The organism is Citrobacter sp. Cb028, from assembly GCF_030336705.1.
Taxonomy (GTDB): Bacteria; Pseudomonadota; Gammaproteobacteria; order Enterobacterales; family Enterobacteriaceae; genus Citrobacter; species Citrobacter braakii.
Window position 1 is genome coordinate 434,575 of the sequence record NZ_JAOWCZ010000035.1, and the last position, 14,177, is coordinate 448,751.

Annotated in this window: 12 protein-coding genes; 4 read left to right on the forward strand and 8 right to left on the reverse strand. The window is 51.9% G+C overall.

The features are described from left to right. The first annotated feature begins 69 nt into the window (after positions 1-69). The gene (yejK, locus tag OGV75_RS20900; RefSeq protein ID WP_016157002.1) at positions 70-1,077 is read left to right on the forward strand and encodes a nucleoid-associated protein YejK; all 1,008 of its coding nucleotides are present in this window, start codon (positions 70-72) and stop codon (positions 1,075-1,077) included. A 120-nt stretch (positions 1,078-1,197) separates the two neighbouring features. Here the strand turns inward: yejK and rplY are convergent, their stop codons facing one another. Further along, the gene (rplY, locus tag OGV75_RS20905) at positions 1,198-1,482 is read right to left on the reverse strand and encodes a 50S ribosomal protein L25 (RefSeq protein WP_016153758.1); all 285 of its coding nucleotides are present in this window, start codon (positions 1,480-1,482) and stop codon (positions 1,198-1,200) included. 124 nt (positions 1,483-1,606) lie between these two features. Then, complete coding sequence (gene radD, locus OGV75_RS20910) at positions 1,607-3,367, reverse strand: DNA repair helicase RadD (protein WP_080858944.1); 1,761 nt, start codon at positions 3,365-3,367, stop codon at positions 1,607-1,609. A 150-nt stretch (positions 3,368-3,517) separates the two neighbouring features. Between radD and rsuA the strand changes: the two genes are divergently transcribed. The 3 genes from rsuA (at position 3,518) to OGV75_RS20925 (ending at position 6,109) form a co-directional block, all read left to right on the forward strand. Beyond that, positions 3,518-4,225, forward strand: coding sequence for a 16S rRNA pseudouridine(516) synthase RsuA (gene rsuA / locus OGV75_RS20915; protein WP_016153756.1), 708 nt, complete (start codon positions 3,518-3,520; stop codon positions 4,223-4,225). A gap of 15 nt (positions 4,226-4,240) precedes the next feature. After that, the gene (locus tag OGV75_RS20920) at positions 4,241-5,431 is read left to right on the forward strand and encodes a Bcr/CflA family multidrug efflux MFS transporter (RefSeq protein WP_016153755.1); all 1,191 of its coding nucleotides are present in this window, start codon (positions 4,241-4,243) and stop codon (positions 5,429-5,431) included. Positions 5,432-5,764: 333 nt separating this feature from the next. Continuing rightward, the gene (locus tag OGV75_RS20925; RefSeq protein ID WP_029139605.1) at positions 5,765-6,109 is read left to right on the forward strand and encodes a YejG family protein; all 345 of its coding nucleotides are present in this window, start codon (positions 5,765-5,767) and stop codon (positions 6,107-6,109) included. 3 nt (positions 6,110-6,112) lie between these two features. Here the strand turns inward: OGV75_RS20925 and yejF are convergent, their stop codons facing one another. From yejF to mepS, 6 genes are all read right to left on the reverse strand, one after another. Further along, entirely contained in the window at positions 6,113-7,702 is a 1,590-nt protein-coding gene (gene yejF, locus OGV75_RS20930) for a microcin C ABC transporter ATP-binding protein YejF (protein WP_286481130.1), read from the reverse strand. 1 nt (position 7,703) lies between these two features. Continuing rightward, positions 7,704-8,729 carry an ABC transporter permease gene (locus OGV75_RS20935; protein WP_286481131.1) on the reverse strand — a complete coding sequence of 342 codons (1,026 nt, stop codon included), beginning with the start codon at positions 8,727-8,729 and terminating at the stop codon, positions 7,704-7,706. Then, positions 8,729-9,823, reverse strand: a complete 1,095-nt coding sequence (locus tag OGV75_RS20940; protein ID WP_016153751.1) for a microcin C ABC transporter permease YejB — start codon at positions 9,821-9,823, stop codon at positions 8,729-8,731. The genes OGV75_RS20935 and OGV75_RS20940 overlap by 1 nt, the downstream gene beginning before the upstream one ends. Further along, entirely contained in the window at positions 9,824-11,638 is a 1,815-nt protein-coding gene (locus OGV75_RS20945; protein ID WP_075849322.1) for an extracellular solute-binding protein, read from the reverse strand. 99 nt (positions 11,639-11,737) lie between these two features. After that, positions 11,738-13,297: a cyclic di-GMP phosphodiesterase gene (locus tag OGV75_RS20950; protein WP_019077244.1), complete on the reverse strand. Its 1,560-nt coding sequence runs from the start codon at positions 13,295-13,297 to the stop codon at positions 11,738-11,740. A 172-nt stretch (positions 13,298-13,469) separates the two neighbouring features. Then, a complete protein-coding gene (mepS, locus tag OGV75_RS20955) occupies positions 13,470-14,039 on the reverse strand; it encodes a bifunctional murein DD-endopeptidase/murein LD-carboxypeptidase (protein ID WP_003027474.1) in 570 nt (189 codons plus the stop codon). Positions 14,040-14,177 lie beyond the last annotated feature (138 nt).

The window sequence follows — 14,177 nt, forward strand, 5'->3', positions numbered from 1 at the left end:
TTTTATCTTCTATTGCGTCACTGCCCGGCAGGTGGTTGAATACCGCCCGGTCTAAAAGGAGAGTTTATCATGAGTCTGGATATCAACCAGATTGCCCTGCACCAGCTTATCAAACGTGACGAGCAGAACCTTGAGCTGGTCTTGCGCGATTCATTACTGGAACCGACAGCGACCGTTGTCGATATGATGGCTGAGTTGCATCGGGTGTACAGCGCCAAGAATAAAGCTTATGGCCTGTTTAGCGCAGAGAGTGAACTGGCGCAAACGCTGCGTTTACAGCGTCAGGGCGAAGAGGATTTTCTGGCCTTTAGTCGTGCAGCGACAGGGCGCTTGCGGGACGAACTGGCGAAATATCCTTTTGCCGATGGCGGCATTGTCCTGTTCTGCCATTACCGCTATCTGGCGGTAGAGTATCTGCTGGTCGCCGTGCTGAACAATTTAAGCAGTATGCGCGTCAATGAAAATCTGGATATCAACCCGACGCACTATCTGGATATCAATCATGCGGATATCGTGGCGCGTATTGATTTAACCGAGTGGGAAACCAACCCGGAGTCCACGCGCTATCTGACGTTCCTGAAAGGGCGGGTAGGGCGCAAAGTCGCCGATTTCTTTATGGACTTCCTGGGCGCCAGCGAGGGGCTTAACGCCAAAGCGCAAAACCGCGGCCTGTTGCAGGCGGTCGATGACTTTACCGCCGAGGCGCAACTCGATAAAGCAGAACGCCAGAACGTGCGTCAGCAGGTGTACAGCTACTGCAACGAGCAACTACAGGCCGGTGAAGAGATCGAGTTGGAGTCGCTGTCCAAAGAGCTTTCCGGCGTCAGTGAAGTCAGCTTCAGCGAATTTACCGCTGATAAAGGCTACGAGCTGGAAGAGAGCTTCCCGGCGGATCGCAGCACGCTGCGCCAGTTAACCAAATTTGCCGGAAGCGGCGGCGGGTTAACCATCAACTTCGACGCCATGTTACTGGGTGAGCGTATTTTCTGGGATCCAGCCACAGATACTTTGACCATCAAAGGTACGCCGCCGAATCTGCGCGATCAGCTACAGCGTCGTACCTCGGGCGGGAAATAAAGCCGTTTGCCGGATGGGTGCGTTAACGCCTTATCCGGCTTGCGTGATTCATCTTTACCGCCAACAAAATCCCATAAAAAAACCCCGCCGAGGCGGGGTTTTTCTTCAACTTGTAAGCGATTACGCGCGAACGAAGTCGATGTGTGCCAGCTTCGGCTTGAACGGGTGACGCTGTACTGCCTGAGCTTTAACTTTCACTTCTTTACCGTCAACAACGATGGTCAGAACTTCGCTGTAGAATTCAGCTTTAGCTTGCATGTTCATAACTGCATCGTGATCCAGTTCGATAGCAACCGGGGCTTCTGCGCCACCATAGATGATTGCCGGGAACTTGTTAGCGGCACGCAGGCGGCGGCTCGCACCCTTACCCTGCTCTTTACGTACTTCAGCGTTGATAGTAAACATTTAAATCTCTCTTTAATAATTCCTGCTACAGGCGACCCAGCAACAGGTAAGTGATCTGCTTTGCGTATGCAAAAGCGGGCGAGATTCTATACTTAAACGGCTGGTACATCAATCAAAAGTACGATTAACCGCGTAATTCATGTGCCCGACGATAGCGTCCTTCATAATCGAAGACCTTTTCACGGACCTGCCAGTACTGACCTTTCATGCGCGCCACCACGAAATCAGGATGACGTAACAGCGCCTGCTGGGCGAGGATATCGGCGGCGGTTATCCAGCGTAAGGGAATGCCGGGCGTTCGGGTGTGCGGGCGAATAAACAGTTGCTCGAAAGCCGTACGTTGCGCGGGAGTATGCAGGCGAAAGCGTTCGCTAACGTCGGCACCATCTTCATCGTAATAGGTGATTTTTAGCCATTCGCCTTTTTCATCCTGGCCGTTTTGTAACACCATGCCGCTACAGCGCAGGACCAGCGCATCTTTGAGCCTGAGCGCGGCTTTCAGCATGTCATCCGGGTCAACCAGCACCGTGTCGCACTCCCGACAACGGCGGGCGGCGATATCATTTTCCGCGTTGCATTGTGGGCAGTTTTTAAAACGAAAACGAAAATCGCACTGTTCGCGATGGCCGTCATCATCTTCAAACCACCCCTGACAGCGGCGGCCAAAGTGTTCAATCAGCGTGCCGTCTGCCGTTGTTTTGCCCCAGAAGGTGTTTGCAAACCCGCAGGTGGGACAGAACACCTGCACCGGAACGTTATCGCTTTTCCCTTTCGGCGCCCCCACTTCCGGCGCGTAAAGATCGTGCGGGTTACCGGCATAATCGAGGATCAGACAGTCGGTTTTACCCGGTGCCAGGCGCAGGCCGCGACCGACAATTTGTTGGTAAAGGCTAACTGACTCCGTCGGGCGCAGAATGGCGATAAGGTCGACGTGCGGGGCATCGAAGCCAGTGGTCAGGACCGACACATTCACCAGATAGCGAAAGCGCTGGGCTTTGAACTCTTCAATCAGCACATCACGCTCTGCACCAGGCGTGTCTCCGGTGATTAGCGCGGCATCGTCAGCAGGCAGCAGGCCCAGAATTTCTTTGGCGTGCTCCACTGTGGCGGCGAAAATCATCACCCCTTTGCGCGTCTGGGCAAACTCGACAATCTGGCTGATGATATGCGGCGTTATTCGCTGCTGCTTTTTCAGTTCCTGATTCAGATCCGTTTCGCTAAACAGGCCGTTACTCTGCGCCTGCAGGCGGCTGAAGTCATACTGCACTACCGGCATGTCGAGGCGTTCTGGCGGCGTCAGGTAGCCGTGTTTAATCATGTAACGCAACGGTAATTCATAAATGCAGTCACGAAACAGCGCTTTTTCATCGCCGCGCACCATACCGTGATAATGAAAGTGATAAATCCAGCCTTTGCCCAAACGAAAAGGAGTGGCAGTAAGCCCGAGCAGGCGTAAGTGGGGATTTACTTTGGTCAGGTGAGTGAGGATTTGCTGATATTGACTCTCGTCGTCATCACCAATACGGTGACATTCATCGACGATAAGCAGCGAGAATTCTCCCTGAAAGGCGTCAAGATTACGCGCCACCGACTGTACGCTGCCAAATACCACTTTCCCGTGGCTCTCTTTACGCTTCAGTCCTGCGGCAAAAATATCGGCTTCCAGCCCCAACGCGCGATATTTGCCATGGTTTTGCGCGACCAGTTCTTTAACGTGCGCCAGTATCAGCACGCGACCACGCGCCACGCGGGCCAGTTCAGCAATCACCAGGCTTTTTCCCGCACCGGTTGGCAGGACGATAACCGCTGGCGTGCGATGGTGGCGGAAATGGTTGAGCGTGGCATCCACGGCTTCTTTTTGGTACGGGCGAAGAGTAAAAATCATGGGCTCATTAAGGTAAGCAGCAACAATGTATAGTATGCCATGAATCATTTCCCTTGAGGGATGGTGTAACGCCGCTATACTGGGCGGATAATCGTCCCACTTTTCGGGCGCAATCCCGCTTCTTGTTTTTTACAGGCAAAAATCACACTCATGCGACTTGATAAATTTATCGCTCAGCAACTCGGCGTCAGCCGCGCTATTGCCGGGCGTGAGATCCGTGCTAACCGCGTTACCGTCGACGGTGAAATCGTCAAAAACAGTGCCTTTAAGCTGCTGCCAGAACACGACGTAGAATATGACGGCAATTCCCTGATTCAACAAAATGGCCCGCGCTATTTTATGCTGAATAAACCTCAGGGTTATGTTTGCTCAACGGATGACCCGGATCACCCGACAGTGCTCTATTTCCTTGATGAGCCGGTTGCCTACAAACTGCATGCGGCAGGGCGCCTGGATATCGACACCACCGGACTGGTGCTGATGACCGATGACGGACAGTGGTCGCATCGCATCACTTCGCCACGTCACCATTGTGAGAAAACCTATCTGGTGACGCTGGAGTCGCCGGTGGCAGATGACACCGCCGAACAGTTTGCCCATGGCGTACAACTGCATAATGAGAAAGACCTGACCAAACCGGCCGTGCTGGAGGTTATTACGCCAACTCAGGTGCGATTGACCATCAGCGAAGGGCGCTATCATCAGGTTAAACGTATGTTTGCCGCCGTCGGTAACCACGTTGTTGAACTGCACCGTGAACGGATTGGTGACATCAAGCTTGATGAGGATCTGGAGCCGGGTGAATACCGTCCATTGACCGAAGAAGAAATCGCCAGCGTTAACTTAACCCCGCGTTAATTTCAGGAGCTAAATGTGACCACCCGGCAGAACTCGTCAATTGCCATTGTCTTTATCCTTGGCTTGTTAGCCATGCTGATGCCGTTGTCGATTGATATGTATCTTCCGGCACTACCTGTTATCTCTGAACAGTTTGGTGTGCCTGCAGGTAGCGCGCAGATGACCCTCAGTACCTATATTCTTGGGTTCGCGGTGGGGCAGTTACTCTATGGTCCAATGGCTGACAGCATTGGGCGCAAGCCGGTGATTCTGGGCGGGACGCTGGTGTTTGCGGCGGCGGCAGTTGCCTGTGCGCTGGCACAAACTATCGATCAACTGATCGTGATGCGTTTCTTCCATGGTCTGGCTGCGGCTGCGGCGAGCGTGGTTATCAACGCCCTGATGCGCGATATCTATCCGAAGGAAGAGTTTTCGCGCATGATGTCATTTGTCATGCTGGTCACGACAATTGCACCCTTACTGGCACCCATCGTGGGCGGCTGGGTATTGGTATGGCTGAGCTGGCACTACATCTTTTGGATCCTCGCCGTGGCGGCTATTCTGGCGTCGGTGATGATCTTTACGCTTATCAAAGAGACCTTGCCAGTTGAGCGCCGCCAGCCGTTTCGCTTGCGTACTACTCTCGGCAACTTTGCCTCGCTGTTTCGCCACAAGCGTGTACTGAGCTATATGCTGGCCAGTGGGTTTAGTTTTGCCGGGATGTTCTCGTTCCTGAGCGCCGGACCTTTTGTTTACATTGAGATTAACCACGTTTCACCGCAGCATTTCGGCTATTACTTCGCTCTGAACATTGTTTTCCTGTTCGTGATGACCATCATCAACAGCCGCTTTGTTCGTCGGGTTGGGGCGTTGAATATGTTCCGTACTGGCCTGTGGATCCAATTCGTGATGGCGGGCTGGATGGTCTTTAGCGCGCTGTTCGGGGTTGGTTTCTGGGCGCTGGTGGTGGGCGTTGCGGCGTTTGTTGGCTGCGTGTCGATGGTGTCATCCAACGCCATGGCAGTCATTCTGGATGAATTTCCGCATATGGCGGGAACGGCGTCATCGCTGGCAGGGACGTTCCGTTTTGGCATTGGCGCCATCGTTGGGGCGCTGCTGTCACTGGCGACTTTTAACTCGGCCTGGCCGATGATCTGGTCGATAGCATTTTGCGCTACCTGCTCAATTCTCTTCTATCTCTACGCCAGCCGCGCCAAAAAACGGTGATCTATTACACAACCTGGGGGCGATAGGGCCTCCAGAGTTGATGTACATCAACCGAAAATCTATCAATTTCCCCGTTTATGTTTATTTTATGTAAAATCAATTTATGTAAAAAGTCACATCATTGTAGTTAAAAAGGTTGAGTTAGATCGCAGAAACGAGTACATATAGCGCGGAAATATGCCAGAACCGTTGAATAAATTTAAATATTTGGTTCGGAAAGTGGCATAAAGTCAGGGTGTAAACGTTTACGAACTGTTTAAAGACGTATTGTCAATGATGTGTTAATATTGATGTAAAATAATTGTGAAGTGATTGTACTTCCAGGGAAAGAAAGTGATGACATTACAACTCTCAATCGTTCATCGTCTGCCACAGTGCTATCGTTGGTCGGTGGGTTTCGCAGGTTCAAAGGTTGAACCGATTCCGCAAAACGGTCAGAGCAATGAGAACAGCCTGGTGGCGCTCAAATTGCTTAGCCCTGATGGTGACAGCGCGTGGTCAGTCATGCATAAACTCAGCCAGGCCCTCAGCGACATTGAGGTACCTTGTTCCGTGTTGGAATGCGAAGGGGAGCCGTGCCTGTTTGTGAATCGTCAGGATGAATTTGCCGCGACCTGCAGACTGAAAAATTTCGGCGTGGCCATCGCAGAGCCGTTTTCAAATAACAATCCGTTTTGAGCGTCAGCTTAGCGCGAGCAGCTGACGCGTATATGCCTGCTGTGGCGCATTAAATACGTGCTCGCATTGTCCTTGCTCCACGACCTCTCCCTGCCTTAGCACAATAACCTGATGGCATAACGCGCGTACTACGTGCAAATCATGGCTGATAAAGATATAAGCCAGGCGATGCTTTTCCTGTAAAGACTTTAATAACGTCAGGATTTGCGCCTGTACGGTTCTGTCGAGCGACGATGTTGGTTCATCCAGAATGATCAGGGAAGGCTTGAGAATCAAGGCTCTGGCAATGGCTATGCGTTGACGTTGACCGCCTGAAAACTCCGCCGGGTAACGATGCCGCGTTTCGCTATCCAGTCCCACTTCCGCCATTACCGCTTTCACCTGCGCTTCGCGCTGCTCGGCTGACAGGGTTGGCTGATGAACGCGCAGTCCCTCCTCAATAATCTGTAGCACGCTCAGGCGCGGGTTCAGCGAGGAGTTGGGATCCTGAAAAACGACCTGAATGCGGTGACGTACCGGTAACAGCTGGCGGCGATTTAAGGTATGCAGCGCCAGGCCATCGAACACAATGCTTCCCTGTGAGGTGATTAACCTCAGTAGCGCCAGCCCGGTAGTGCTTTTCCCCGATCCTGACTCCCCGACCAGGCCCAGCGTTTCACCGGGTCGGAGGGAAAAACTGACGTTGTTAACCACAACGTTATGGTCCACCACGCGCTTCAGGATACCTTTACGGATGGGGAAGGCGACGCAGAGTTTTTCCACTTCCAGCAATGGAGCTTGCCCGGCAGGTACAGGCACCGGATCGCCGGAAGGTTCGCTGTTTAACAATTTCTGCGTGTAGGGATGCGTTGGCGCAGTGAGCAGCTGTGCTGCTCGATTTTGCTCAACGCACTGGCCGTTTTGCATCACCGCAACGGTATCGGCCAGTTTTTTCACAATGCTGAGGTTGTGGGTGATAAACAGTAATCCCATGTTCAGCTCGCGCTGTAGCTCCCGCAGCAGCTGTAGGATTTGCGCCTGTACGGATACATCCAGCGCGGTGGTCGGTTCATCGGCAATAAGCAGCTCCGGTCGCGTAAGCAGCGCCATGGCGATCATTACGCGCTGGCGTTCGCCGCCGGACAGTTGGTGCGGATAGTCTGCGAGACGTTTGGCCGCCTGACGGATGCCGACCCGATCCAGACAGGTCAGTATTTCTGCCCGCGCGGCCTCCCGACGCATTCCCCGATGCAGCGACAGCACTTCATACAGCTGTTTTTCAAGGTTGTGAAGCGGGTTTAGCGACACCATTGGCTCCTGGAAAATCATGGCGATTTTATTCCCACGAACGCCGCGAAGCGTCTGCTCATCGGCATGAAGCAATGATTCGCCATGAAAACGGATGTCACCGGAAAGGTAGACTGCGGGAGGGGTTGGTAATAACCGTAGAATAGAAAGCGCGGTCACGCTTTTACCTGAACCGGACTCGCCCACCAGCGCCAGAGTTTGCCCGGCATCAACCCTCAGTGAGAGGGTACTGACCACGGTGCGCACGGTCTCCTGTTGGCGAAAACCTACCGATAAATTTTCAATAGCTAACAGCGGTTGTGTCATCTTAAATCGCCTTGTTGGGATCGAACGCGTCGCGTACCGCTTCACCAATAAATATCAGTAGCGATAATAGCAGGGCAACGGAGATAAACGCGGTGATGCCAAGCCACGGTGCCTGCAGGTTGTTTTTACCCTGTAACAGGAGTTCTCCTAGCGATGGCGAGCCAAGCGGTAAGCCGAAGCCAAGAAAATCCAGCGAGGTCAGAGTGGTGATCGAGGCGCATAATATAAACGGTAAAAAGGTCAGGGCGGCGACCATCGCATTGGGCAGCATATGGCGCAGAATAATACTGCGATCGCTCACGCCGAGCGCCTGAGCGGCACGAATGTAATCAAAGTTTCGGGTACGTAAAAATTCCGCGCGTACCACGCCAACCAGGCTCATCCAGCCAAACAGCACGGTAATGCCCAGTAGCCACCAGAAGTTTGGCTGGACCACGCTCGACAGCAGTATGATCAAAAACAGCGTTGGCATACCTGACCAAACCTCAATGAATCGTTGCCCCCACAGATCCACCTTGCCACCATAATAGCCCTGGATTGCGCCAGCCATGATCCCCATCACGCTGGAGCACAGGGTTAGCATTAATCCAAACAGGACAGAAATACGTGTGCCATAGAGGATCCGTGCCAGCACATCACCACCGTTGGCGTCCGTTCCCAGCCAGTTTTGTGCAGAAGGCGGGGAAGGGAAGGGCTTATCAGTGGCAAAGTTAATGCTGGTGGCTCCAAAGCGTATCGGCGTCCACAGGATCCAGCCCCGGTTTTCCAGGCGCTGCTGTAACCACGGATCCTGATAATCAGCCTGGGTCGCCAATGGTCCGCCGAAGTCGCTTTCACTGTAGTTTTTGAACAGGGGGAAATACCAGCTACTGTCGTAGCGCACCAGTAGCGGCTTATCATTGGCAATCAGTTCTGAACACAGGCTAAGGCCGAAGAGCAGTAGAAAAATCCACAGCGACCAATAGCCGCGACGGTTATGGCGAAAACGCGCCCAGCGGGCCTGATTGACGGGGCTTAATCGCGACATTAGCGTCCCTCAAAATCAATACGGGGATCGACCAGCGTATAGCTGATGTCGCTGAGGATATTCAGCAGCAGACCGATCAGGGTGAAGATATAGAGCGTGCCAAACATTACCGGGTAGTCACGTGATACGGTGGATTCATAACCCAGTAGTCCCAGACCGTTAAGCGAAAACATCACTTCAATCAGCAGCGAACCGGTAAAAAACATGCTGATAAACGTTGCCGGGAAGCCAGCGATTACCAGCAACATGGCATTGCGAAACACATGTTTCCACAGAATGTTTTTCTCGCTGACCCCTTTGGCGCGCGCGGTGACGACATACTGTTTGCGTACCTCATCCAGAAATGAGTTTTTGGTCAGCATGGTTAGCGCGGCAAAACCCCCAACCACCGTCGCCAGCACTGGCAGGGTAATATGCCAAAGGTAGTCGGTCACTTTCTGATACCAGGGCAGGGAATCAAAATTGGCGGAAACCAGTCCGCGAAGCGGGAACAGGTCGTAATAGCTGCCCCCGGCAAAAAAGACGATCAGTAAAATCGCAAACAGAAAAGCCGGTATGGCATAGCCAATAATAATGAATGCGCTGCTCCAGACATCAAATCGGCTGCCGTTGTGAACGGCTTTGCGGATCCCAAGCGGTATCGACACCAGATAGATAATGAGCGTACTCCATAGCCCCAGCGTGACGGAAACAGGCAGGCTGTCTTTGATAAGCGTCAGCACTGAGGCGCTACGAAACAGGCTGTCGCCGAAATCGAAACGAATATAGTCCCAGAGCATTTTGAAATAACGCTCATGAATGGGCTTATCGAACCCGTAACGGCGAGTGATTTCGGCGATCACTTCCGGGTCAAGACCACGGCCACCTCGGTAATTACTGTCGCTGATATTGCCGACGCCGGTTTGCGCGTGGCTGGCGCGAATGCCTTCACTACCCGCGCCGGGTAATGCCCCGCTTTGTCCGAACTCAATAGCGGCGACGGCCTGCTCAACCGGACCACCGGGGGCAATCTGCACGATAAAAAAGTTGATGGTGATGATGGCCCAAAGCGTTGGGATCACCAGTAGCAGACGTCGAATCAGATAAGCGCCCATTTATTCTCCCTGCCGTCTGGCTGCTGGCAGTTTCGCCGCTTTGTTAACGTCGTACCACCAGTTGTCGAGACCAATGGTATAAATGGGGCGAATAGCTGGATGCGAAAACTTATCCCACCAGGCGATGCGATCCTCTGCCATAAACCACATCGGCAACATGTAGTAGTTCCAGGTTAATACCCTGTCCAGTGCCCGACCGAGTGGGATTAGTTTGGCTTTATCACCCTGCGCCGCGATGATTTGGTTGATCAGTTTATCAATCACCGGGCTTTGCACGCCCGGGGCGTTATAGCTAGAGTCAATATATTCAGAGGCCCAGAGAATTTGCAGGTCCGAACTTGGCCACGGCATTGCGCGATACAATCTCGGCATCATGTCATAGTCACGACTGCGCAGCCGGTTTGTGATTTGTGAGTTATCAACCTGGCGGATGTTCATTGTAATGCCTAAGCGCTGCAGGTTGTGCTGGAACGGCAGAACCCACTGGCTGTTACTGCCCGCCGGGAGCAACAGTTCAAAGCTCAGGGGTTTACCGTTGGCGCTGTTTACGCGCTGTTGTCCCTTAAGTACCCATCCTGCCTGCTCCAGTAAGGCATCGGCTTTCAACAGGTTGTCACGATCGTAGCCATCGCCTTTTGATTTCGGCGGCTGATAAATTTGGCTGAAGACCTCAGGAGGGAGATCTTTTTTCAAGGGCGCAAGTATTACCAGTTCATCCGCATCGGGGTAATTTTTAGCGGCATACTCGGTATTCTGAAAATAGCTGTTGGTCCGGCTCCAGGCGTTATAGAACAGAGCTTTATTCATCCATTCAAAATCAAATGCCAGGGTGATGGCTTCTCGCACCCGTCGGTCGCTGAACACCGGGCGCTGAATATTAAACGCCAGCCAACGCGTATCCTGGGCGGATTCGTTTTTTTGCTCATCTTTGATGATGTAATGATTCGAGAAATTTTTACCGGTATAACGTGTCGCCCAGTTTTTGGCATCGTTTTCAAGACGCAGGTCAAACGCTCCGGCCTTAAACGCTTCAAAGGCGACGTTGTCATCCAGATAGTAGTCGTAGCGGATGGTATCAAAGTTCCAGCGGCCACGGTTGACGGGCAGATTAGCGGCCCAATAATCGTTGACGCGCGAATAGACAATGTACTGACCCATCTTCCATTTCGTGATGCGATAAGGACCGCTGGCGAGCGGAGGCGATGATAAGGGATCGCTGAGCTTATGATCTTTCCAGTACTTCTCTGGCATCACGGGTAATGAAAACAGGCTGAGCATGTCCTCTTTACCCGGTTTGGCTAATTCAATACGTACGGTTAATGGCGCGATCGCTTTTACCGTTGTTCCCTTGTAGACCAGGCGAAATTGCGGCACGCCTTCAGTCATAAATTTGTGGAAGGTGAATGCGACATCGCTGGCGGTAATGGGGGAGCCATCGTGAAAACGCGCTCGCGGATTAATGGCGATTTCTACCCAGGAATAGTCATCAGCATAGCGTGCGCTGTCGGCGATGAGCGGATAATAGCTGCCAGGTTCATCGTCAGAGGTAGTAAACAGCGTATCGTAAAGCGTTTCGGTACGTGCTCCGGGATTACCGCGCATCGCATAGCGGTTGAAGTTATCGAACGTGCCGATGGCGGAGAGGGTGATTTGCCCGCCTTTGGGGGCCGCAGGGTTGACGTAATCAAAGTGATTAAAGTTAAACGCGTACTTTGGTTCGCCCAGTACGGCAAAAGCATAGCTTTCTTTGATGGACTGCGCCTCGGCGCTAAACCCGATGAGGGCGATAAACAGCAGCAATACGCGAGGGATCATTAAATGCGATTTCCTTTTCCTGCCACAACCCGACGGGCATCATGCCTGAAAGATAAGGGATGTGGCGGCGAGTGAGAGTATATGATTCGCATACTGCGATCACCACGTCGGCTTATTGGGCTGTGCCATCCAACGCACGAAATCAGCAAGTTTTAATGGTCGGCTAATCCAGTATCCCTGGAAAAAATGCACTCCACGATCGCGTAGCCAACGGGCTTGCTCAGGCGTTTCAACCCCTTCAGCCACCGTCAGCATATTAAGACGCTTAGAGAGTGTCAACACGGCGTCCAGAACCGGAGAGGTCAGGGTCTCTGTTCCAATGGCGTTAATAAAGCCGCGATCGATTTTCAGGTAGTCAACGGTAAAGCGTTCCAGATAAATCAGCGCGCTATGACCGGTGCCAAAATCATCAATGGCAATTTCAAAACCTGCTGAATGAAGCCATTCAAAAAGCTTTGTGGCCTCGTGTTGATTAAGCATATCCCGTTCGGTGATTTCCAGCACCATCTGGAAATGGTTTGCGGGAAGCGAGGTCTGCAGGTGATGAATGTCGTCTTTAAACGTCTCGCCGTGCAGATGCGTTGGCGCGATATTGATCCCCAATTTAGCACCTGCGGGTAACACTTTTTGCAGCATCGGTGCGTCCTGGGCTATCAACTTAAAGAGATGCTGGGTCAGCGGGACAATCATTTTCTGGGATTCGGCGTAGTGAATAAAAGCATCCGGAGGGATCTCACCCGTTGTTGGATGATTCCAGCGTAATAACACCTCTACACCTTTCACCTCCAGTGTCTGCACCTCTACGACGGGCTGGTACACCACATAAAACTGGTTATGTTTGATAGCGTTGAGGATATCTTTGCCCGGACGTAAACGGATGGTGTAGATGTAGTACCAGAGAAGAAGCGCGGCAATAATCCCCGCCATGCATCCCAACATAATCGAATACCAGATGTCGGTATAGGTCCACTCATCGGCATATAAACGAATCTGTAGCGGAATACCTTCCAGGGTCGCCTGCCGCCAGTGAGAGTGGGGCAGAGCGGAGGCATCAATAATCCGTGATGAAAATGTTGAAATCGCGTTATCACCGACGACTATGGCAATACCGTTAAAATCATCCTGTCGGGCGGTATAAAGCAGATAAGGGGCCAGATTAATATTCAGTGAGGTAAACACGCCGCTATCAGTGAACGATGGGTTCCGGTGCCAAATCATTATCGCCGGCTTGTTCGGCATCATGGGCGTACCGGGGAGTAATTCCACATCAATATTTCTGCTGATATCGAGGCTTGGGACCAGATCTAAAATCGGGGTGAACATTGCGCCCGTTGCGGAGGAGCAGAAAGCAATGCCGTTTTTGACCAGTAAAAATGCGCGAACGTTGAGGCTAAAGGCTGCGCTGGAGGTCAGTTGGGCAGCGACTTGTTGGCAACTGTTGGCGACCAGTGGCTGAAGGTCATCTGTGGTGGATTTGAGATCGGCGAAGTAGCTGCTGACATAATTCTGGATATCGGAAAGGAGCGTGTCGTACTTAATGTCTCGTTTATGCCAGGTCACGAAAAATTGCAGGGTACTCACTAGGAGCGCGACGATAAGCCCCGTTAACATACAGGAAAGCAGGATTTTCTGATTGGATGAAGAGGAGCGTTTAAACATAGTTCCTTATGTTTACCTGAGTTAACCGCTTATTCTGTATGAATATAACCTGAAATGACTCACCTTGTGAGATTTTTCTTAGTCACAAGACAAAGCAAAAAAAAAGCACCGCCGAAGCAGTGCTTTTCAAAATGTCTCATCAGGATAGCCAAGGGATAGCTGCCAAACGAAATTAACTGCGGCTCAGGACCCGGCGAGCTTCGTTGTAACGTTTTTTCCAGTAAGGTTCGTTCATGCTGGAAATGATAACGCCGCTGCTGGTCGAGGCGTGTACGAACTGGTTGTTGCCGATATAAATACCGACGTGACGGCCAGTGGAGCCTGCACGGAACAGAACCAGATCGCCTGTGCGCAGGTTAGTGCGCGAAACGGATTTACCCGTTTCCTGTTGTTCGTAGGTTGAGCGTGGAAGCTCTAAACCAAATTGCTCGCGGAACGTACGTTGTACGAAGCTTGAACAATCAATGCCTTTTTTGGTGCTGCCGCCAAGGCGGTAACGCACGCCTTTCCAGTCAGCATACTGGTCCATAATACGTGATTTAACATCGATATTACGGACCATGTTTTCAAATTCATCCTGAGAGGCTTGCAGTGAAGAGTTATCTCCATTGCCCACAGCATGCGTCTCAGAATGCATATTCCTGGCGGTGTTCGTTGTGCTACATGCAGAAAGCAGAACCGCAACTGCTATCGCGGGTATGCCCCGCAAGATATATCTCAAAATCGGTTGAGATTTGACCATTTTGTTTGTTTTCCCTTGAAGTCCTTAACGATAAATATCGTTATAAAAAATGCCAAACGTGACGAGACTAATTACCATCGCATGATGAGACAATTCTTTAAGGTCAAATCTGTGGCAGAACGCACAAATTTATTCCTG